Annotated in this window: 23 protein-coding genes; 17 read left to right on the top strand and 6 right to left on the bottom strand. The window is 72.2% G+C overall.

What is annotated here, in order from left to right; translation table 11 throughout:
* Window positions 1-36: 36 nt before the first annotated feature.
* Entirely contained in the window at window positions 37-240 is a 204-nt protein-coding gene (locus N912_RS0133775; protein ID WP_028925894.1) for a hypothetical protein, read from the top strand.
* On the opposite strand, the gene N912_RS56315 is transcribed toward N912_RS0133775, so the two are convergent.
* Window positions 221-760, bottom strand: coding sequence for an MDR/zinc-dependent alcohol dehydrogenase-like family protein (locus N912_RS56315; protein ID WP_051581179.1), 540 nt, complete (start codon window positions 758-760; stop codon window positions 221-223). The two genes, N912_RS0133775 and N912_RS56315, sit on opposite strands and share 20 nt — an antisense overlap.
* Window positions 761-909: 149 nt before the next feature.
* Between N912_RS56315 and N912_RS0133765 the strand changes: the two genes are divergently transcribed.
* Window positions 910-1,716: an ABC transporter ATP-binding protein gene (locus N912_RS0133765; RefSeq protein WP_051581178.1), complete on the top strand. Its 807-nt coding sequence runs from the start codon at window positions 910-912 to the stop codon at window positions 1,714-1,716.
* Here N912_RS0133765 and N912_RS0133760 read toward each other — a convergent pair.
* Entirely contained in the window at window positions 1,623-2,324 is a 702-nt protein-coding gene (locus N912_RS0133760; RefSeq protein WP_028925892.1) for a TetR/AcrR family transcriptional regulator, read from the bottom strand. The two genes, N912_RS0133765 and N912_RS0133760, sit on opposite strands and share 94 nt — an antisense overlap.
* A 260-nt stretch (window positions 2,325-2,584) precedes the next feature.
* Here N912_RS0133760 and N912_RS0133755 point away from each other — a divergent pair, with 260 nt between their 5' ends.
* The 5 genes from N912_RS0133755 to N912_RS62615 all read left to right on the top strand — a co-directional run bounded on the left by N912_RS0133755 (window position 2,585) and on the right by N912_RS62615 (window position 6,330).
* Window positions 2,585-3,265, top strand: a complete 681-nt coding sequence (locus N912_RS0133755) for a DUF4097 family beta strand repeat-containing protein (RefSeq protein ID WP_028925891.1) — start codon at window positions 2,585-2,587, stop codon at window positions 3,263-3,265.
* A gap of 71 nt (window positions 3,266-3,336) precedes the next feature.
* Window positions 3,337-4,530 (top strand): cytochrome P450, encoded by a 1,194-nt coding sequence (locus tag N912_RS0133750; RefSeq protein WP_028925890.1) that lies wholly within the window; start codon window positions 3,337-3,339, stop codon window positions 4,528-4,530.
* 100 nt (window positions 4,531-4,630) lie between these two features.
* Window positions 4,631-5,173 (top strand): hypothetical protein, encoded by a 543-nt coding sequence (locus N912_RS0133745; protein WP_028925889.1) that lies wholly within the window; start codon window positions 4,631-4,633, stop codon window positions 5,171-5,173.
* A 31-nt stretch (window positions 5,174-5,204) separates the two neighbouring features.
* Window positions 5,205-6,041, top strand: a complete 837-nt coding sequence (locus N912_RS0133740; RefSeq protein WP_028925888.1) for a DUF4097 family beta strand repeat-containing protein — start codon at window positions 5,205-5,207, stop codon at window positions 6,039-6,041.
* 31 nt (window positions 6,042-6,072) lie between these two features.
* Window positions 6,073-6,330 (top strand): WhiB family transcriptional regulator, encoded by a 258-nt coding sequence (locus N912_RS62615; RefSeq protein ID WP_084211452.1) that lies wholly within the window; start codon window positions 6,073-6,075, stop codon window positions 6,328-6,330.
* A gap of 37 nt (window positions 6,331-6,367) precedes the next feature.
* On the opposite strand, the gene N912_RS0133735 is transcribed toward N912_RS62615, so the two are convergent.
* Entirely contained in the window at window positions 6,368-7,435 is a 1,068-nt protein-coding gene (locus N912_RS0133735) for a LacI family DNA-binding transcriptional regulator (RefSeq protein ID WP_028925887.1), read from the bottom strand.
* Between the two features lie 305 nt (window positions 7,436-7,740).
* On the opposite strand from N912_RS0133735, the gene N912_RS0133730 reads away from it, so the two are divergent.
* The 8 genes from N912_RS0133730 to N912_RS0133695 all read left to right on the top strand — a co-directional run bounded on the left by N912_RS0133730 (window position 7,741) and on the right by N912_RS0133695 (window position 16,105).
* Window positions 7,741-8,889, top strand: a complete 1,149-nt coding sequence (locus N912_RS0133730; protein ID WP_028925886.1) for a Gfo/Idh/MocA family protein — start codon at window positions 7,741-7,743, stop codon at window positions 8,887-8,889.
* An 8-nt stretch (window positions 8,890-8,897) separates the two neighbouring features.
* Window positions 8,898-10,061 carry a dihydrodipicolinate synthase family protein gene (locus N912_RS0133725; protein ID WP_245645640.1) on the top strand — a complete coding sequence of 388 codons (1,164 nt, stop codon included), beginning with the start codon at window positions 8,898-8,900 and terminating at the stop codon, window positions 10,059-10,061.
* The gene (locus tag N912_RS0133720) at window positions 10,058-10,897 is read left to right on the top strand and encodes a sugar phosphate isomerase/epimerase family protein (protein WP_028925884.1); all 840 of its coding nucleotides are present in this window, start codon (window positions 10,058-10,060) and stop codon (window positions 10,895-10,897) included. The genes N912_RS0133725 and N912_RS0133720 overlap by 4 nt, the downstream gene beginning before the upstream one ends.
* The gene (locus N912_RS0133715; protein WP_051581177.1) at window positions 10,894-12,276 is read left to right on the top strand and encodes an MFS transporter; all 1,383 of its coding nucleotides are present in this window, start codon (window positions 10,894-10,896) and stop codon (window positions 12,274-12,276) included. Before N912_RS0133720 ends, N912_RS0133715 begins: the two co-directional genes overlap by 4 nt.
* Window positions 12,273-13,268, top strand: a complete 996-nt coding sequence (locus N912_RS0133710) for a cobalamin-independent methionine synthase II family protein (RefSeq protein WP_028925882.1) — start codon at window positions 12,273-12,275, stop codon at window positions 13,266-13,268. Before N912_RS0133715 ends, N912_RS0133710 begins: the two co-directional genes overlap by 4 nt.
* Window positions 13,258-14,304: an NAD-dependent epimerase/dehydratase family protein gene (locus tag N912_RS0133705; RefSeq protein WP_245645618.1), complete on the top strand. Its 1,047-nt coding sequence runs from the start codon at window positions 13,258-13,260 to the stop codon at window positions 14,302-14,304. The genes N912_RS0133710 and N912_RS0133705 overlap by 11 nt, the downstream gene beginning before the upstream one ends.
* On the top strand, window positions 14,304-15,323 hold the full coding sequence (locus N912_RS0133700) for a dihydrodipicolinate synthase family protein (RefSeq protein WP_037068060.1): 1,020 nt from the start codon (window positions 14,304-14,306) through the stop codon (window positions 15,321-15,323). The genes N912_RS0133705 and N912_RS0133700 overlap by 1 nt, the downstream gene beginning before the upstream one ends.
* An 83-nt stretch (window positions 15,324-15,406) precedes the next feature.
* Window positions 15,407-16,105, top strand: coding sequence for a hypothetical protein (locus N912_RS0133695; RefSeq protein ID WP_156994219.1), 699 nt, complete (start codon window positions 15,407-15,409; stop codon window positions 16,103-16,105).
* Here N912_RS0133695 and N912_RS0133690 read toward each other — a convergent pair.
* Together N912_RS0133690 and N912_RS0133685 are read right to left on the bottom strand one after the other, a co-directional pair.
* Window positions 16,069-16,911, bottom strand: coding sequence for an LLM class F420-dependent oxidoreductase (locus N912_RS0133690; RefSeq protein ID WP_028925878.1), 843 nt, complete (start codon window positions 16,909-16,911; stop codon window positions 16,069-16,071). The two genes, N912_RS0133695 and N912_RS0133690, sit on opposite strands and share 37 nt — an antisense overlap.
* 19 nt (window positions 16,912-16,930) lie before the next feature.
* Window positions 16,931-18,331 (bottom strand): cytochrome P450, encoded by a 1,401-nt coding sequence (locus N912_RS0133685; protein ID WP_028925877.1) that lies wholly within the window; start codon window positions 18,329-18,331, stop codon window positions 16,931-16,933.
* Window positions 18,332-18,410: 79 nt separating this feature from the next.
* Between N912_RS0133685 and N912_RS0133680 the strand changes: the two genes are divergently transcribed.
* Together N912_RS0133680 and idi are read left to right on the top strand one after the other, a co-directional pair.
* On the top strand, window positions 18,411-19,025 hold the full coding sequence (locus N912_RS0133680) for a TetR/AcrR family transcriptional regulator (protein ID WP_028925876.1): 615 nt from the start codon (window positions 18,411-18,413) through the stop codon (window positions 19,023-19,025).
* A gap of 312 nt (window positions 19,026-19,337) precedes the next feature.
* Window positions 19,338-19,886 carry an isopentenyl-diphosphate Delta-isomerase gene (gene idi / locus N912_RS0133670; RefSeq protein ID WP_028925875.1) on the top strand — a complete coding sequence of 183 codons (549 nt, stop codon included), beginning with the start codon at window positions 19,338-19,340 and terminating at the stop codon, window positions 19,884-19,886.
* 62 nt (window positions 19,887-19,948) lie between these two features.
* On the opposite strand, the gene N912_RS63980 is transcribed toward idi, so the two are convergent.
* Window positions 19,949-20,216, bottom strand: a 268-nt coding sequence (locus N912_RS63980) for an HNH endonuclease signature motif containing protein (RefSeq protein WP_169748003.1), incomplete at its 5' end; no start/stop codon positions are given.

Genomic DNA, 20,216 nt, shown 5'->3' with positions numbered 1-20,216 from the left:
CGCCCGGCGGACCTACCGTCGCGTAACCTACGTCGAGTGACGGTGGTCGTGGCCTGCATGCTGGTCCTGCTCTACGCGGCCCAGGGCACCCACATGTTCACCGCCGCCGTGCTGGCGCTGGCCGCCGTCCTGGTGGTCACCGCGATCCTGGTGGACACCGCCGTCCTGTTCGGCCCCGAGCCCGAGCGCGCCGCCGACCCGCTGTCCCGGCCCCGCCCGTCTAGGCATCCTCCCGGGTGACCACCAGCTTGCTCCGGTGCCCGGCCACGGCCTCGGCCGCCCGCTCCCAGGTGGCGGTCTCGCCGGTCACCAGCTCGGGCCGGAACCGCCCGTCGCGCACCAGCTCCAGGATCGCCGGCATGGCCGGCCGCGCGTGCACCCGCCCGGTGTGGAACCGGATCCCGTTGGTGTACATCTCCAGCAGCGGCACCGGGGTGGTCTCCGCGAAGTAGATGCCGATGCTCGTGCACACCCCCTCCGGCTCGGTGGAACGCAGCGCGCACGCCAACCCGTCGACGTCGCCGCTCGCGTCCACCGTGATCGGGTACGGCCCGAGCCGGCGCGGGAACTCCTCGTCCAGCAGGTTCGCGCCCAACCGCTCCGCCGTGCCCCGCAGGAACCCGTTCCCCCCGACCAGGTCGACCCGCTCGGCACCGAGCGCCCGCGCGATCGCCGTCGCGTACAGCGCGATCGACGCCCCACCCGCCGCGATCAGCACCGGCGCCCCCGGCCGCTCGCACACCCGGTTCGTGCTCTGCACACCTGCCTCAGTGCATGTGCGGCGGCCGAACCGGGTGTGCGGGCGAGATCCACCGCTACCGTCACCCCGGGCGGGTAACCAAGCGTCGTTCGGGTACGCTGTGGCCGGCATCACGACCGGTCCGGTCGGCCAGATCATGCGGGGGTGTCATGTCCTTCGGCGGGGCTGTGGACAGTGCGCGCAACGGGGCCGGCAACGGCGTCGCGCACAGCATCCAGGTGCGCAACCTGCACAAGTCGTTCGGCGCGTTCGACGTGCTCACCGGCCTGGACCTGATGTTCGCCGACGACGCGATCACCACGATCCTCGGCCCGTCCGGCACCGGCAAGAGCGTGCTGATCAAGCACCTCGTCGGGCTGCTGGAGCCGGACGACGGCGAGGTGCTGATCTTCGGCAGGGACATCTGGAAGATCTCCGCGAAGGAGCGCTACGAGCTGCGCACCCGGATGGGCGTGCTGTTCCAGGACGGCGCCCTGTTCGGGTCGATGAACATCTTCGACAACACGGCGTTCCCGCTGCGCAAGCACACCGACAAGACCGAGGACGAGATCCGCGAGATCGTGATGCGCCGGCTCACCGAGGTGGGGCTGGAGCGGTCATGGACGAAGCTGCCCAACGAGGTCTCCGGCGGCATGCGCAAGCGGGCCGGGTTCGCCCGCGCGCTGGTGATGGACCCGGCGATCGTGTTCTTCGACGAGCCGGACTCCGGGCTCGACCCGGTGCGCACCAGCCTGCTCAACGACCTGATCCTGGACATGCACAGCGAGCACCGGGGGACGTACCTGCTGGTCACGCACGACATCCGGACCGCGCGCAAGGTCAGCGACTACGTCGGGCTGATCTGGAAGGGGCGGGTCGTGCACTACGGCGAGGCGGACGAGGCCTTCGCGTCCGAGGACCCGTTCGTGCGCCAGTTCCTGTCCGGCGAGTCGGCGGGTCCGCTCGGCATGGACTGACCGCGCTCGGCGGCGGCCTCCACCACCGTGTCGATGATCTTCTCGCAGACCAGGTCGAAGATCTCGTCCGGCTCCAGAGCGCGCTGCTTGGCGGCCTCGGCCAGCCGGGGCGCGGCGGTCTCGTCGTCCCTGTCGGCGGCGGCGGCGCTCCGGGTCTCGTGCAGCGCGCTGCCGACGGCGTAGAGCTCCAGCGCCTCCAGCATCGGGGCGATGGCGCCGACCGGGACCTGCGCGGACTCCAGCAGGAGCACGGTGGCGTCGACCTGGGCGGCGCCGATGCCCAGCGGCCGGTTGCTGAGCATGACCGGGACCAGGTCGGGGTGGTCCCGGAACGCCTGGCGCAGCCGGCGGGCGTCGCGCAGCAGCCAGACCCGCCACGGCTCGCCCTCGGTCCGCGGCGCCCGCACCTCTTCCAGCGCCACCGCCGCGGCGCCGGCCAGGATCGCGTCCTTGTTCTTGAAGTGGTGGTAGAGCGAGGCGCCGTTGACCTTCAGGCGGTCGGCCAGCCGGCGGATGCTGAGCGCGTCGATGCCCTCGGTGTCGATGATCTCCAGGGCGACCTCGAGCGCCTTGCGCTTCGAGATCAGCGGAACCCTTGGTCGAGCCACCGCCTGCACCCCTTCTCGCCGCGAGCGTTCCCCCCAAGGATTTGATCGCTCTACATCGAACCTGGTTACCGGTTCGGCGCCACGATATCAACTGACACTTGTTTCGGCGTGTCACCGCCGTTTCGGCGCGTCTACCTGCGTGTACGCCACCAACTGGCACCACGGTCCGCGATGATTAGGTTGCTGTGGCGCCATAGTGATGCCATAGTGGTGCCAGCGTGGCGCTGGCCGCGCGGACACTTGGATCAGAAGGGGACGACATGCCCACGTTCGACACCGCCGGACCGGTCACCGCCGCCATCAAGATCGGCTTCGGCGACGTCAGGGTCGCCGCGTCCGACCGCGCCGACACCGCCGTCGAGGTGCGCCCGACCAACGGGTCCAGCAAGGCCGACGTGAAGGCCGCCGAGGACACCCAGGTCGAGTTCGCCGACGGCGAGCTGCGGGTCACGGGCCCGGAGAAGCGCCAGATGTTCGGCAAGGGCGGCTCGGTCGACGTGGTGGTCGAGCTGCCGGCCGGCTCGCGGGTCACCGCGAGCCTCGGGATGGGGCCGCTGCGCTGCGAGGGCCGGCTCGGGGAGTGCCGGCTCGCCACCGAGAGCGGCCAGATCGAGGTCGGCGAGGTCGAGGGCGCGACCGAGCTCAAGAGCTCGCACGGCGACATCGCCGTGGCCAAGGCGCACGCCGCCCTGACCGCCAAGACCTCCTACGGCAACGTCCGGGTCGGCGAGGTGGCGCGCGACTCGGTGGACCTGGAGACCGCGTACGGCGAGATCGAGGTCGGCGTGCGCTCCGGCGTCGCGGCCAAGCTCGACGTGAACACCAAGCACGGCGCGGTCCGCAACGAGCTGGCCGAGGTCGACGCCCCCGACCGGTCCGAGCCGGCGGTCCACCTGCGCGCGCAGACCCAGTCCGGCGACATCGTGGTCCGTCGGGCCTGACCGCACCTCGCCGGTGGTGGCGTGCGCGCATGCCCGCGTGCGTCACCACCGGCCCGGGAGAGGAGATCCCCATGACAGGAACGAGCATCGCCGAGGCGATCGGCCCCCGGCGGCTGTGGCCGAACGGGCGCCGACCGGAACGGCCCGTCGAGTTCGACGAGGAGCACGGCGTGTGGCACGTGCACGGCTATCCGGAGGCGGTCGAGATCCTCGGCAACCCCCGGACGTTCTCCTCGAACATCAACCGGCTGTTCGACCCCAACGCGGACGCCCCCGGCGAGGGCGACCTGCTCCGGATGGACCCGCCCGACCACCGCAAGCTGCGCAACCTGGTCAGCCGCGCGTTCAGCCGGAAGGTGGTGGCCGACCTGGAGCCGAGGATCGCCGAGATCACCCACGAGCTGCTCGGCGAGGTGGCCGGCCGGGACCGGCTCGAGCTGGTCGCCGACCTGGCCCACCCGCTTCCGGTGATCGTCATCGCCGAGCTGCTCGGCGTGCCCAGCAGCGACCGCCAGCTGTTCCGGACCTGGGCGGACGAGCTGCTGAACAGCGACAACGAGTTCGGCCCCGGCGACGACGAGCAGACCCGGATGCAGGCCATCGCGGACAGCCAGGCGGTCACCGACCGGATCAACGCCTACCTGCTCGAACACGCCCTCGAACGCAGGCGCCGGCCGAGGGCGGACCTGCTGACCCAGCTGGTCCAGGCCGAGGTCGACGGCGAGCGGCTGACCGACACCGAGGTGGCGACCTTCGCGGGCCTGCTGCTGCTCGCCGGGCACATCACCACCACCCTGCTGCTCGGCAGCAGCGTGCTCTGCCTGGACGCTCACCCGGACCGGGCAGCCCAGGTGCGCGCGGACAGGTCGCTGGTGCCGGGCCTGATCGAGGAGTCGGTGCGGTTCGCCAGCCCGTTCACGCAGGTCATCAGGGCCACCCAGGTCGAGGCCGAGATCGGTGGTCGCCGGGTGCCGCCCGACCAGATGCTGGTGGTGTGGCTGTCCTCGGCGAACCGGGACCCGCGCCAGTTCGCCGACCCGGACGTGTTCGACCCGACCCGCGACCCCAACCCGCACCTCGGGTTCGGCCGGGGCGTGCACTTCTGCATCGGCGCGCCGCTGGCCCGGCTGGAGGGGCGGGTGGTGCTGAACATCCTGTTGGACACCTACCGTGAGCTGCGCACCGACCCGGCCGCCCCGCCGGTGTTCATGTCCTCGACGATCACGAACGGCGTCGAGGCGCTGCCGCTGCTCGTCAGCACCTGAGCCGACGATGAGCCAGCACAACGCCGCCCCGGGCACCGCATGGCGCCACCTTGAGCCATATGCGGTTGCGGTGACGTCATCGTGGTGTCATCATGGCGTCATGGATTTGACGCCGTATGTCGACAACCTTCGCCGCGAGCTCGCGCTGGCGGCCGAGGCCGGCGGCGAGGACACCCGCGCGCTCGCCGAGCGGCTCACCGCGCCGCTGGAGTCGACGGTCCGGCTGACGCTGTTGAACGCGCTGTCCGCCGCCGCGGACGAGATCACCCGCGAGCTGGCCCCGGGTTCGGTGGAGGTGCGGCTGCGCGGGCTGGACCCGGAGTTCGTGGTGACGCCGCTGCCGGCCGGCCAGCCGATCGAGGACGCCGACGAGGGCTACCAGGCCGGGCCGGGCGGGGTACGGGCGCCCGCGCCGCCGCCGCCGATGGAAGGCGACGACGGCGGCACGTCACGGATCAACTTCCGGCTGCCCGACCACCTCAAGAGCCGGATCGAGGAGGCCGCCGGCCTGGTCAGCCTCTCGGTCAACGCCTGGCTGGTCCGGGTCGCGGCGGCCGCCCTGGAGCCCGAGGGCTGCGACACCCGCCCGTCCGGGCGGCGCACCGCCACCGGCGGCCAGCGCTACACCGGCTGGGTTCGCTAGGGCACTCGACAACCGGGGAAGGGCCACCGCCATGCCAGCCTTCGACACGCCCGAACCGATCTCGGCCACCGTCGAGGTGGTGGCCGGGAACATCAGGTTCACCGCGGCGGACCGCGCCGACACGGTCGTCGAGGTGCGCCCTGCGAAGTCGTCCAGGGACTCCGACGTGCAGGCCGCCGAGCTGACCCGCGTCGAGTACGCCAACGGCAGGCTGCACGTCAAGGCGCCGAAGCCGCGCGGCCTGTTCGGGCGGGGCGGGTCGGTCGACGTGACCGTCGAGCTGCCGGCCGGCTCCCGGGTGGACGGCAGGGCGGCGGTGGGGGACCTGCGCTGCGACGGGCCGCTCGGTGACTGCCGGCTGGTCACCGGCTCCGGCGACATCGAGGTCGACCAGGCCGGCTCGGTGCGGCTGAAGACGGCCCACGGCGACGTCACGGTGGACCGCGCGGAGGGCCACTGCGAGGTCACCGGCTCCGGCGCGGTGAACATCCGCAAGATCGACGGCGCCGCCGTGGTGAAGAACCTGAACGGCGACATCTGGGTCGGCGAGGTCACCGGCGAGCTGCGGTCGAGCACCGCGAACGGCGACATCACCGTCGACAAGGCGCAGGCCGGGGTCGGCGCCAAGACCGCCAACGGCAACATCCGGGTCGGCGAGGTGGTCCGCGACTCGGTGCAGCTGGCCACCGCGTACGGCGAGGTCGAGATCGGCATCCGGGAAGGCACCGCCGCCTGGCTCGACGTCGGCTCGTCCTACGGCACCGTGCACAACTCCTTGGAAGGCACCGACGGTCCGGAACGTTCGGACAACAAGGTCAAGGTCCGTGCCCGCACCGCATACGGCGACATAGTGATTCGCCGCTCCTAATCCCATTCACGTCGGGGGAAAGCGAATTGTCATGTTGGAATCTACAGCACTGCCATGCCTCAACGAGGACGCCGACCTGTGGTTCGCCGAGCGTCCCGACCAGCTCGGCCGCGCGCAGGCCCTCTGCCGCACCTGCCCCATCCAGCGGAAATGCCTCGCCGACGCGCTCGCCAGAAACGAGCCCTGGGGCGTATGGGGCGGCGAGATCCTCAACAACGGCCGCGTAATCCCCTTCAAACGCGGCCGAGGCCGCCCGCCGAAGTCCGCACCCATTCCCGCCGTTGCCTGATTGGTCACGCACCCAGTTCGTGCGCCGCACACCGGTTTCAGTGCGTGTGTCGGGTACGAAGTGGGTGTGCGGGCACCCTCGCCGTGCTGTCGCGGAGTACGAGGTGGGCGGGGATCGTGACGCGGCGGGCGCGTTTCGGGGTGGACGGGTCGAGCACGAGGGTCATTGCCTCGCGGCCGATGCGGTCCAGGTCCAGGGCCACCGTGGACAGCGACGGGGTCAGGTGGCGCACGATCGGGATGTCGTCGAAGCCGATCAGGGACAGCTCGCCGGGCACCGAGACGCCGCGTTCGCGCAGCGCGAGCAGGGCGCCGACGGCCATCACGTCGGTGGTGCAGAACAACGCGGTGGCGTCCAGCCCCTCGGAGACCAGCCGGTGCGCGGCCGTGTAGCCGCCGTCCTCGCTGAAGTCGGTCTCCACCACCCGCACGTCCGCGCGCGCGACCCCGGCGGCGGCGAGCGCGTCCACGAAGCCGTCCACCCGGTTGCGCACGGTGGTCATCGCCAGCGGCCCGGCGGCCACCGCGATCCGCCGATGTCCCAGCTCCGCGAGGGCCCGCCCGATCGCGGCCGCGCCGCCCCTGTTGTCCGGCAGCACCGCGTCACCGGGCAGGTCGTGGTGGCTGACGAACGCGTACCGGCCGCCGGCGCGGCGGTAGTTGGCCAGCTCGGCGCGCATCGGACGCAGGTACTCCGCGCCGGCGAACCCGCTGCCGACCAGCAGGATCGCCCGCGCCCGCTGGGCCCGCAGCGTCGAGACGTACTCGATCTCGCGCTCCGGTGAGCGGAACGTGCTGCCCAGCATGACCACGGCGCCGTGCTCTGTGGCGACGTCGATGGCGCCGCGCGCGATGGCCGCGAAGTAGGGGTCGCCCACGTCGTGCATGACCAGCCCGACGGTCGCGGTGGCGCCCAGTGCGAGCGCCTGCGCCTGCGCGTTCGGCACGTACCGAAGCCTGCGCGCGGCCGCGAGCACCCGCTCCCGAAGCTCCGGCCGCACCACCCGCTCCCCGCCGTTGAGCACCCGCGACGCCGTCGCCAGCGACACCTCGGCGGCCTGCGCCACCTGCGCGAGCGTCACGTACCGCCCGCCACCCCTGTCCATGCTCACCCCCGACCTGGCCCGCGGGCGCGGATGCCGACGCGGCCCTTGACCCGCCCGAGGTGCGAAGCCTACCGTGCCCGGTAAGCGCTTACCGGAAAGCGCTTACCAACCCGAGCACGAGACCAAGGCGCGAGCACGAGCACCAGCCCAACACACCCGCGAGTCGGGCGTTTCAGCACAGTGAGTCGCGGTTTTCGGCACACCCGAGACCGCCGACCGGTGTCGAACCGTGTGCCAGAACGCGCGACTCGGTGTGCCACAACGCCCGACTCGCGGAACAGCGGAACAGCGGAACAGGGGTACGGATGGAGCGGATCAGCGTCGGGATCGCGATGAACGGGGTCACCGGGCGCATGGGGTACAACCAGCACCTGGTGCGCTCCATTTTGGACATTCGTGAGCAGGGTGGGCTGCCGTCGCGGTCGGGGGTGATCTGGCCGGAGCCGGTGCTGGTCGGGCGCAACGAGTCGAAGCTGCGCGCGATCGCGGACCGGCACGGACTGCGCCGCTGGACCACCAGCCTGGACGAGGCGCTCGCCGAGCCCGACGTGCAGGTGTACTTCGACGCGCAGACCACCAACCTGCACGACAAGGCGATCACTCAGGCGATCGAGGCCGGCAAGCACGTCTACGCGGAGAAGCCGCTGGCCGAGCGGCTGGACACGGCGCTGGCGCTGGCGCTGGCCGCGAAGTCGGCGGGCGTGCGCACCGGGATCGTCCAGGACAAGCTGTTCCTGCCCGGGCTGCGCAAGCTCAAGCGGCTGATCGACGGTGGGTTCTTCGGGCGGCTGCTGTCGGTGCGTGGCGAGTTCGGCTACTGGGTGTTCGAGGGCGACTGGCAGCCCGCGCAGCGCCCGTCCTGGAACTACCGCGTCGAGGACGGCGGCGGCGTCACCCTGGACATGTTCTGCCACTGGGAGTACGTGCTGCACAACCTGTTCGGCCGGGTGCGCGGGGTGCAGGCGCTGGCCGCCACGCACATCCCGGAGCGGGTCGACGAGTCCGGCGCGCCGTACCGGGCGACCGCCGACGACGCCGTGTACGGCATCTTCGAGCTGGACGGCGGCGTGGTCGCGCAGATCAACTCGTCCTGGACGACCAGGGTGTTCCGCGACGAGCTGGTCGAGTTCCAGGTGGACGGCACGCACGGGTCAGCGGTGGCCGGGCTGCGCCGCTGCCGGGTGCAGCACCGCTCGGTGACGCCCAAGCCGGTGTGGAACCCGGACATCGAGTCGACCGAGGACTTCCGCGCGCAGTGGGCGGAGGTGCCGGACAACGAGCCGTTCGACAACGGCTTCAAGGTGCAGTGGGAGGCGTTCCTGCGCCACGTGGTGGACGGCGACCCCTGGGAGCACGACTTCGTCGCGGCCGCCCGGGGCGTGCAGCTCGCCGAGCTGGGCCTGCGCTCGTCCACCGAGGGCCGCCGCCTGGTCGTACCGGAGCTGGCGCTGTGACCGCCGCCTTGACGTCCGTGATGCTGCCCCGGCCGGACGGCACCCTCGAGCCGTACTCCATGCAACAAGCCGTGAGTGGCAATGGGCGCCATAGCACCCCTAGCCACTCACGGGTTGCGTATGCGGCGGCGCATGTGGTTGCGGATCCGATGGCGGACAACACGCCGGGGCGGCCGGCCGTGCTGGACTGGGACGCCACGCTGGCGTTTCGGCACCACCTGTGGCGGCACGGGCTCGGGGTGGCCGACGCGATGGACACCGCGCAGCGCGGCATGGGCCTGGACTGGCCGGCCACCGCCGAGCTGATCCGCCGGTCGGCGGCGGAGGCGGCCAGCGTGGGCGGTGCGCTGGTCTGTGGCGCGGGCACCGACCAGTTGCCGCCGGGCGAGCATGGCCTGGACGCGGTGCGCGCGGCGTACGAGGAGCAGCTGGAGCTGGTGGAGGCGGCCGGCGCCACGCCGGTGATCATGGCCAGCCGGGCGCTGGTCACGGCCGCGAGCGGCCCGGAGGACTACGCGGCGGTGTACGGCGCGCTGCTGCGCCAGGTGCGCCGGCCGGTGGTGCTGCACTGGCTCGGGCCGATGTTCGACCCGGCGCTGGCCGGCTACTGGGGCAGCGACAACCTGGACGCCGCCACCGACGCGTTCGTGTCGATCATCGGCGCGCATCCGGAGAAGGTGGACGGCGTCAAGGTGTCGCTGCTCGACGCCGACCGGGAGGTGGCGCTGCGCCGGCGGCTGCCGGCCGGGGTGCGCTGCTACACCGGCGACGACTTCAACTACCCGGAGCTGATCGCCGGGGACGACATCGGTCACAGCGACGCCCTGCTCGGGGTGTTCGACCCGATCGCCCCGGCCGCCGCGACCGCGCTGGCCGCGCTGGACGACGGCGACACCGACGGATACCGGCGTGCGTTCGAGCCGACGTTGCCGCTGGCCAGGCATTTGTTCGGGGAGCCGACCTACCACTACAAGACGGGCATCGTGTTCCTGGCCTGGCTGGCCGGCCACCAGGCGCACTTCACCATGGTGTCCGGGATGCAGAGCGCGCGGTCGCTGCCGCACCTGGCCGAGCTGTTCGTGCTCGCCGACCGCGCCGGGCTCTACCCGGACCCGGAGCTGGCCGCCGCCCGGATGCGGCTGTTGCTCGCGCTCGCCGGAGTGACCGGATGACCCTCAGCATCAACCGCGCGTCGATCCGGCAGTGGTCGGTGGCCGAGCTCGTCGACGGCTGCGCGCGGCGCGGCGTCGGCGGGGTCGGGCTGTGGCGCGAGGACGTCGCCGAGCTGGGCACCGCCAAGGCCGCCGCGCTGGTGCACGACGCCGGGCTGGAGGTCACGTCGCTGTGCCGGGGCGGCTTCTTCACCGCCGTCGACCCCGCCGAACGCCGGCGGCGCCACGACGACAACCGCCGCGCCGTGGACGAGACCGCCGCCGTGGGCACCGACGTGCTGGTGCTCGTCTCCGGCGGCCTCCCGGACGGGAGCACCGACCTGGCCGGCGCCCGCGCCCACGTGGCCGACGCGGTCGCCGAGCTGGCCCCGTACGCCCGCGAGCGCGGGGTCCGGCTGGCCATCGAACCGCTGCACCCGATGTTCTGCTCGGACCGCTGCGTGGTGAGCACCCTGGACCAGGCGCTGGACATCGCCGAGGCGCACCCGGCGGACGCCGTCGGCGTGATCGTCGACGCCTACCACGTCTGGTGGGACCCCGGGCTGGACGCCGCGATCCGCCGCGCCGGCGACCGGATCGCGGCCTACCAGGTCTCGGACTGGGTCACGCCGCTGCCCGAGGGCGTGCTCACCGGCCGGGGCCTGATGGGCGAGGGCTGTATCCCGCTGGACGAGCTGGGCCGGGCGGTGGCCTCGGCGGGATACTCCGGCCCGATCGAGGTGGAGATCTTCAGCGACGAGCTGTGGAGCCTGCCCGGCGACGAGGCACTAAACCTGATCGTTGAGCACCACCGGGCGAGCATCACGACCCCAACGACGGGATCGAGGCGAACATGAGCGAGGGCATGACCAGGGCCGCCGACGACACGGTGGCGAGGCTGGAGCGGTTGCCGTTCGGGCGGGTGCACCTCCGGGTCGCGTCCCTGCTCGGGGTGGGGACGTTCTTCGACGCGTTCGACTCGCTGGTCATCGGGGCCGTGCTGACCGTGGTGATCAACACGTTCCACGTCGACTTCGCCATGGCGGGGGTGCTGATCAGCGCGGCCTACGTCGGCCAGTTCATCGGCGCGCTCACCCTGGGCATGCTGGCCGAGCGCTACGGGCGCCGGCTCGGGTTCATCATCTCGCTGGCCATCTTCGGGCTGCTGAGCCTGGCGGCGGCCGCGGCGTGGAGCTTCGAGTCGCTGCTGGTGCTGCGGCTGCTGCAGGGTGTCGGGTTGGGCGCGGAGGTGCCGATCGCGGGCGCGCTGTTCAACGAGTTCGTGCGCGGGCGCAGCCGGGGCCGGTCGGTGCTGCTCTACGAGAGCATCTTCAGCTGGGGCATCCTGCTGGCGCCGCTGATCGGGCTGTTGTTCTTCCAGCTGTTCGGCCCTGAGCTGGGCTGGCGGCTGCTGTTCGTGTTCGGCGCGCTGCCGGTCGTGGTCGCGGTGGTCGCCTACTTCAAGCTGCCGGAGTCACCGCGCTGGCTGGCCGAGCAGGGCCGGTCGGCCGAGGCCGGCGTGCTGTTGGACCGGATGGAGGCGGACGCCCGCTCCCGTGGCGTAAAGCTGGCGGAGCCCGAGGTGCGCGCGCCCGCCGACGTCAAGCCGACCCGGTTCGGCGAGCTGTTCAGCCCGTACTACCGGCGGCGCACCGCGCTGTCCTGGGTGATCTGGTTCTGCGGGTACTTCATCCTGTACGGCTTCGGCGTCTGGTTGCCGGCGCTGTACGTCAAGCTCGGCGGGCTGCCCACTCAGGACGCGTTGGGCCTGACCGCCGTGGCGAGCGCCATCTACCTGGTAGAGCAGTACGTGTTCGCGCTGACCGTGGACAAGGTCGGCCGCAAGCCGTGGTTCGTCGGCGGGTTCGCGCTGTCCGTGGTCGGCGGCGTGGTCGGCGCGGTGGCCATCGCGCTGGGGGCCACGGCGTGGCCGGTGCTGTTCGTGGCCGGGTTGCTGATGGGCCTGGGCATCAGCCCGGTCACCGCCGGGCTCTACCTGTACACCCCCGAGCTGTACCCGACCCGGATGCGCGCCTGGGCCACCGCCACCGGCAGCAGCCTGAACCGGGTGGCCAGCACGATCGGCCCGATCCTGGTCGGCGCGCTGCTGGGCGCCGGCTTGGGGCTGTCGAGCGTGTTCATCGCGTTCGGTGTGATCGCCGCCGTCGGCATGGTGGTGATGGCATGGTTGGGCATAGAAACCAAACAGCGGGTGCTGGAGGAACTGGCGCAGTGACGTTGCAGACCACCCTCGTCGGAAGCTATCCGGTCCCGTCGTGGCTGCGTGCCGCGCCGTCCAGGGAGGCGCTCAACGACGCCACGGCGGTGGTGTTGGCGTTGCAGCGGCGGCTCGGCGTGGACGTGCTGACCGACGGCGAGCTGTCCCGGTTCGACGTCAACCACCCCGAGACCAACGGCATGATCGAGTACTTCGTGCGGCCGCTCGGCGGGGTGCGTTCGGCGGTCACCAGGTCCGATGCCGCGCGCTTCGCCGCACAGCCGCACCTGGGGTTCCGCCGCCGCCCGGCCGGGGTGGTCACGGGCGAGCTGGACGAGGGCACGCTGGACCTGCCGGCCGCGTACCGCTCGGCGCGCGCGCTCGCGGACGGGCCGTTGAAGTTCACCGTGACCAGCCCGTACATGCTGGCCCGCACGCTGCTGGACGAACACTACGGCGACGAGCGCGCGCTCGCGCTGGCCATCGCCGACGTGCTCGCCGACCAGGTCCGCGACATCGACGCCGACGTGATCCAGGTCGACGAGGCGCACCTGCCCGGCCGCCCGGAGGACGCCGACCTCGCCGCCGAGGCGATCAACCGGGTGCTGGACGCGGTCCCGGGCGCGCCGAGCGTGCATTTGTGCTTCGGGAACTACGGTGGACAGCGGGTGCAGGCCGGCCGGGTGCGCGCGCTGCGCCCGTTCCTGGCCGGGCTGCGCGCCGACCATGTGGTGCTGGAGGCCGCTCGCGGCGACGCCGAGGACCTCAAAGAGCTAGCCGATCTGGACAACCTGCGGTTCGGTATTGGAGTGATCGACATCAAGGACACCCAGATCGAGTCCGCCGACCAGGTGGCGGCGCGGATCGAACGGGCCGCCGGGCTGCTCGGCGGCGCGGAACGGATCGGTTGGGTGCATCCGGACTGCGGGTTCTGGGTGCTGCCCAGGTCGGTGGCGGACGGCAAGATCGCGGCGCTGGTCGCGGGGCGGGACTCTTACGTTGGCCGGTGACGCGGGGACCACCGACGACCTGGCCGACCTCGAACGACACCTCTGGCAGCCCTCCGAGCACGTGGTCGCGGACCTGGCCGGGCTCTCCGGCGACCTGCTGCTGCTCGGCGCGGGCGGCAAGCTGGGGCTGAGCCTGGCGCGGATGGCCAGGCTGGCCTACGACCGGGGCCCGGACCGGGGGCGCGAGCCGAGGGTGATCGCGGTGTCCCGGTTCTCCGAGCCGGGCCGGCGCGAGGAGTTCGCCGACGCCGGCATCGAGGCGCTGCCCGCCGACCTGTCCGACCCGGCGGAGCTGGCCGCCCTGCCGGACGCGGAGAACGTGATCTACCTGGTCGGCCGCAAGTTCGGCACGCACGCCGACCCGTGGGTCACCTGGGCGGTGAACACCGGCCTGCCGGCCAGGGTGGCCGAGCGGTTCGCCGGCGCGCGGATCGTGGCGTTCTCCACCGGCAACGTCTACCCGCTCACGCCCGTCGGGTCCGGCGGCGCGGACGAGCACACCGAGCCGGGCCCGATCGGCGAGTACGCGCAGTCCTGCCTCGGGCGCGAGCGGCTGCTGCAGCACGCGTCGGTCACGGCGGGCACCCCGATGTCGATCCTGCGGCTGAACTACGCGATCGACCTGCGCTACGGCGTGCTGCACGACATCGCCAGCACCGTCTGGGCCGGCGACCCGGTGGACGTGACCATGGGCAGCGTGAACGTGCTCTGGCAGGGCGACGTCAACGCCGTCACGCTGCGCTCGCTGCGGCACTGCGCGTCCCCGCCGGACGTGCTCAACGTAACCGGCCCGGAGACGGTGTCGGTGCGCTGGCTGGCCGGGGAGTGCGCGCGCCGGCTCGGCAAGGAGGCGGTGATCGTCGGCGAGGAGGCGCCCACCGCGCTGCTGTCCAACGCGGCGAGGTGCATGGCCCGGTTCGGCTACCCGAGCGTGTCGCTGTCCGAGATGCTGGACTGGACCTGCCGCTGGGTGGCCGCCGGCGGCCCGAGCCACGGCAAGCCCACGCACTTCCAGCAGCGGAAGGGCTCGTTCTGATGGACGCGGTCCGAGAGCGCGCGCTGCGCGACGGCGTGGTGATCCCCGCCCATCCGCTGGCGCTGACCTCGTCGCGAAAGCTGGACGAAGGCCGCCAGCGGGCGCTGACCAGGTACTATGTCGACGCCGGCGCCGGTGGGGTGGCGGTCGGGGTGCACACCACGCAGTTCGCCATCCACGACCCGGCCGTCGGGCTGTACCGGCCGGTGCTGGAGCTGGCCGTTGAGGAGCTGCCCGACGCCCCCGAGCTGCTGAGGGTGGCCGGCGTGCTCGGCCCCACCGAGCGGGCGGTCGCCGAGGCGGCGGTCGCCGCGGAGCTGGGCTACGACCTGGCGCTGGTCGCGGGCAGCTCCTGGGGCCCGGACGCGTCGGAGGACGACATCCTGGCCGGGCTGGCCGCCGTCGGCGAGGTGCTGCCGCTGTTCGGTTTCTACCTGCAGCCCGCGGTGGGCGGGCGGCCGTTCGGCTACCCGTTCTGGCGGCGGTTCTTCGAGCTGCCGTCCGTGCGCGCCGTCAAGATCGCGCCGTTCGACAGGTACGGCACCCTGGACGTGGTGCGCGCGCTGGGCGACTCCGGCCGGGCCGGCGAGGTCGCGCTGTACACCGGCAACGACGACGCCATCGTGGCCGACCTGGTCACGCCGTGGCCCGGGGGCCTGCGGATCGTGGGCGGGCTGCTCGGCCAGTTCGCGGTGTGGACGGCGGCCGCTGTGGCGTTGCACACGCGGGTGCGCCGGCTGGTGACGGCGGGGGAGGCGATCCCGTCCGAGCTGCTCGCCGTCGGCGCGGACCTCACCGACGCCAACGCCGCCGTGTTCGACGCCGCCAACGGCTTCGCCGGCTGCATCCCGGGCATCCACGAGGTGCTGGTCCGCGAGGGCGTGCTGGCCGGCCGCTGGTGCCTGGACCCGGACGAGGAGCTCTCGCCCGGCCAGGACGCGGAGATCGACAGGGTGTGGGCGGCCTACCCACACCTGCGCGACCCGAAGGCCCTTGCTGAGAGGCTGCGTCACCTGTAATTCACCTACGGACCTACTACCGAGGTATGGTCGAATGAACGGGTCACCCTGAGGGGTGACGGGGGTTCGGCCGAAGGAGACAGGTGCGCGGTCCTCGATACGACATGCCCGGCTGGTTGCGCGACCGCTGGGTGTTTCGCCTCGTCCTGGCCGGCGCGGTGGCGTTCGGCGTGCTGTCCGTGGGCCTGCTCGCCCAGCTGGTCCGGTTCGACAAGCTGTACGGCGGGCGGCTGACCCACCGGCTGACCACCGCCGACGGCCCGCTGTGGCTGCACCTGCTGGCGAACACCCCCACGGTGCGGCTGGTGTCCCGCTCCGGCGACACGCTGGTGCCGCTGGTCCTGCTGGCGCTGGCCGCATGGCTGTCCGTGCGGACCCGGCGCTGGTGGCCGGCGCTGAGCGCGGTGTTGTCGCTGCTGCTGGTGGCGGTCGTGCTCGCGGTCGGCAAGGGGGTGTTCGGCGAGGTGATCGACGTGCCCGAGCTGGCCTGGAGCTCACGGGCGCTGTCCGGCCCCGGCACCACCACGGTGGTGTCGGCGGGCATGGCGGCGTGGCTGTTGCGCGAGCATGTGGACACCGCGACCGGCCGGGCGCTGTGGGCGCTGGCCGGCACCGTCGCGTTGGCGGTGGCCACCTCGCAGCTCTACACCGGCCACCACCTGCCCGCGGTGGCGGCCAGCGTGCTCTGCGGCGCCTGGGTGGTCTGGCTGGTGGTCGGCCCGGTCGGTCGCCTGGTGAGCGGCGCTCAGACCAAGGCCAACGCCTCGGCCAGCTCCCGGTAGCCCGGCAGCGGGTCGGCGCCGGGCTCGGTGGCGAGCTGGATCGCCACGTGGTCGGCGCCGGCGTCGAGGTGCTCGCGCAGCCGGGCGGCCACCGTCGCGGCGTCGCCCTGGGCCACCAGCGCGTCAATCAACCGGTCGCTGCCCTCCCCGGCCAGGTCGTCCTCGGTGAACCCGAGCCGGCGCCAGTTGTTCAGGTAGTTGGACAGGCGGTAGCGCAGGTACGGGTTGAGCACGGCCTCGCGGGCGATCGGGCGGGTCCGCTCCGGGTCGGTGCCGAGCACCACCTTGTGCTCCGGGGTGAGCAGCGGGCCGTCGCCCAGGATCGCGCGTGCCTGAGCGGTGTGCTCCGGGGTGATCAGGTACGGGAACGCGCCGGCGGTGCGCTCGCCGGCCAGCCGGGTGACCTTCGGCCCGAGCGCGGCCAGGATCCGCTCGCCGACCGGGACCTCAGCGGCGTCCAGCGCGTCCAGGTACTCGACGATCGTGTCGTACGGCTTGCGGTACTCCTGGGTGGCCTCGCGGTGGCCGACGCCCACGCCGAGCACGAACCGTCCGGGGTGCTTCGCCGCGAGCCGGTGGTACGACTCGGCGACGGTGGCCGCCGGGCTGGTCCACATGTTCACGATCCCGGTGACCACCGCTATCCGCTCGGTGGCGTCCAGCAGCTCCTCCGCCAACCGCAGGTCCGCCGGCGGCGACCCCCCGATCCACACGGCCCCGTACCCGAGCTTCTCCAGCTCGGCGACCAGCGGCCCGTCCAGCCCGTTCGAGACCCGCCAGATGCCGTACGTACCGAGAGTGGCCATTCGTCTCCCCTTCGCCTTGCTAGTGCGCGCCGATCTTCCGGTGTTCCAGCTCCAGTGCGAAGCCATCAGGCTTGAGGGTGAGCAGCTCCCGCACCCGCAGCTGGTAGCCCGGCGTCACGCGTGGACGGTAGCGCCTCAGCAGCAGGCCGAGCACCAGCACCGCCTCGTGCAGGGCGAACTGCCGGCCGATGCAGGCGCGCAGGCCGGTGCCGAACGGCTTGTACACGTGCGCCGGCCGGTTCCGGACCCGGTCGGGAGCGAACCTGTCCGGGTCGAAGACGTCGGCGTCCACGCCCCACACCGGGTCGCGGTGCAGCAGCGGCAGGACCACGATCAGCGGCTGTCCCTTCCGCACCGGGTAGCGGCCGGCCAGCACGGTGTCCTCCCTGGCCTGGCGCGCGAACCCGGGCACCGTCGGCCACAGCCGCAGCGCCTCGTCGAGCGCGCGGCGCACGTGGCGCAGCTTGGCGACCTGCTCGAACTCGGGCCGCTCGCGCTCGCCCCACGCCAGGTCCACCTCGGCCTGCGCCCGGCTCAGCGCGGCCGGGTCCCGGGACAGGTAGTACAGCGCGAACGCCAGCGCGCCCGAGGTGGTCTCGTGCCCCGCGACCAGGAAGGTGATCACCTGGTTGCGGATGTTCACCTCGTCCAGCGGCTCCCCGCTGTCCGGGTGCGCGGTGTTCAGCATCAGCCCGAGCAGGTCGTCGGTGCGGCGGTCGCCGGCCTCGCGGCGGGCCCGGATCACCTCGTCGACCACGCCGGCCATGAACGCCGCGTCCGCCCGGTAGCGGCGGTCGCCCGGCCGCCCGAGCCCCGGAACCCGCACGTTCACCCGCTGTGCATGCCGCAGGCACCTGGCCATCGCGGCCACGAACGGGTGCGGCCGCTCGCGCCGGAACGAGCCGAACTCATACCCGAACCCGGCCCGCCCGATCGTCTCCAAGGTCACCCTGGTCATGTCGGCGGCCACGTCCACCGCCGCCCGCCCCACCCGCCGGTCCCACGACTCGATCAGCTCGCCGGCCACGTCCAGCATCGTCGAGTGGTAGGCGCGCATCGCCTTCTGCGTGAACGCCGGCATCAGGATGTCGTGCGCCAGCCGCCAGTTCGGCTCGTCGTTGTGCGCGGTGAACAGCCCGTCCCCGGCGATGTTGCGCAGGTAGTCGACGCCCGGCCCGCGCGCCGGCCCGAACCGCGACTCGTCCACCAGCTCCGCGACCATCTCCGCGCCGGACGCGAACACCATCTCGAACCCGAGCAGCTTCCGCCGGAAGATCGGCCCCAGCTCGCGCCCGATACGGATCGAGTCCTGCACGATCGTGCTCGGCCGCACCCCGACCACATCCCCCAGGACCGGCACCCGCCAGCGCGGATGCGGAATCCCGGCGGTCTCGATCGCGCCCGTACCCACCACCGACATGCGCCCTCCCCAGCCTCTTGTTATACGTCGGTTCAATAGTGCTCGGTATTGAACCGATGTCAAGTAACATGTCCGGACGATGACCACCGGCCGCCGGCGACTGAGCCCCGAGCAGCGGCGCGAACAGCTGCTGCGGATCGGCGCCCGGCTGTTCGCGGAGCGCCCGTACGAGCAGGTGTGGATCGAGGAGGTCGCCGAGCGCGCGGAGGTGTCGCGCGGCCTGCTCTACCACTACTTCCCGACCAAGCGGGACTTCTTCGCCGCCGTGATCAAGGACGCCTCCAGCCGGCTGCCCCAGCTCGCCGAGATCGACCCGACGCTCCCGGTCACCGAGCGCCTGGCCACCGGCCTCGACCTGTTCCTGCGCTACGTCGAGGCGAACGAGCACAGCTACCGGGCCGTGCACCGAGGTGCCGTCGGCGCCGACCCCGACATCCGCGCGGTGGTGCGGGAGAACAACGCCGAGCTGGAACGCCGGATCCTGGCCGACCTGGGCGCCGACCCCGACGCCCGGGACGCCGAGATCTACCGGGTAGCGGTCCGCGGCTGGCTCGCCTTCGTGATCGCCACCTGCCTGGACTGGCTGGACCGCCGCACGATCACCCGCGACCAGCTACGCGACCTCTGCGCACGCACCCTGCTCGGTGCGCTGGGCCTCGGTCAGGGCGAGCCGCCCGGCTCCGGCCCCTGGTAGCCGCGCCCGGACGAGTCATCGATCGCAACCTCGTACCGGATGCCGGGGGCGATCCGGTTGCCGGTGACGGTGACGCCGCCCAGAACGACCACCGTCGATGGCTCACCCCACCGACGCTATGGACCGTTCGGGTTCGCGCCGGCCCCCTGTTCGGTTAGCGGACGGTAAAATTAGGCCGTTCGGGTTGTCCCATCTTCGGGCGGTTCCTGGCTCGCCGCCGCCGCGCCGCACCCCACAGACCCGGGCCGACCCGAACAATCGACTCGGCGGCGGCGCGTGGAGGGCGCGCCGGTGAACGACCCTGGAGATGGCGTGAACGATCGCGAACAACTGCTCGTCGAACTGGTCGACGGGGCCGGCACCGCCATCGGCGCCTGCACGGTCGCCGAGGCACACACCGCGCCAGGCCGCCCGCACCGAGCGTTCTCGGTGCTCCTCTACGACGACGCCGGCCGGATGCTCCTGCAACGCCGCGCGGCGGTCAAGACCCGCTTCGCCTCCCGCTGGTCCAACACCTGCTGCGGCCATCCCGCCCCCGGCCAGGAGGTCACCACGGCCGCCGTCGCCCGCCTGGCCGCCGAGCTCGGCCTGGCCCCGCACGCCATCGGCCCCCTCACCGAGGCCGGCGTCTACACCTACCGCGCGGTCGACGAGGCGAACGGCAGGGTCGAGGACGAATGGGACCACGTGCTCCTCGGCACCCTGCGCGCCGGCGCCCCGATCCCCGACCCGGCCGAGGTGTCCGAATGTGACTGGGTGGCGCCCGACCGCCTCCACGCGTCGATGACAGCTACCCCTGATGCGTACACGCCCTGGTTCTCCGGCGTACTGCGGGTCGCGGCCGAGGCGCGCTGCTCCTGACCGAGCCGAGCCACAGTCCGTGCTCAACTCCGCCCGTCGCGGATCGAACTCCGCCGTACGCATCAGGTTCGGAGTATGTCGAGTGGTTTGGGTTTGCGTCGTGGTGTTTGGGTGTAGTCCAGCCATTTCGGTGGGATGAACTCTGGCCATCCGTCGACCATGTGGATGGTCCAGCCGGCGCGGTGGATCATGCGGTGGTGGGTGACGCAGAGCATCACCATGGAGTGGATGGCGGTGCGGCCTCGGTGGGCCCAGTGCACGACGTGATGGACCTGGCATCGGTAGGCCTTGGCGTCACAGCCCGGGTAGGCGCAGCCGCGGTCTCGTGCG

The sequence above is a fragment of the Actinospineispora acaciae DSM 45401 genome (assembly GCF_000620785.1).
Taxonomy (GTDB): domain Bacteria; phylum Actinomycetota; class Actinomycetes; order Mycobacteriales; family Pseudonocardiaceae; genus Pseudonocardia; species Pseudonocardia acaciae.
This window is presented reverse-complemented; position numbering and strand designations above follow the sequence as displayed.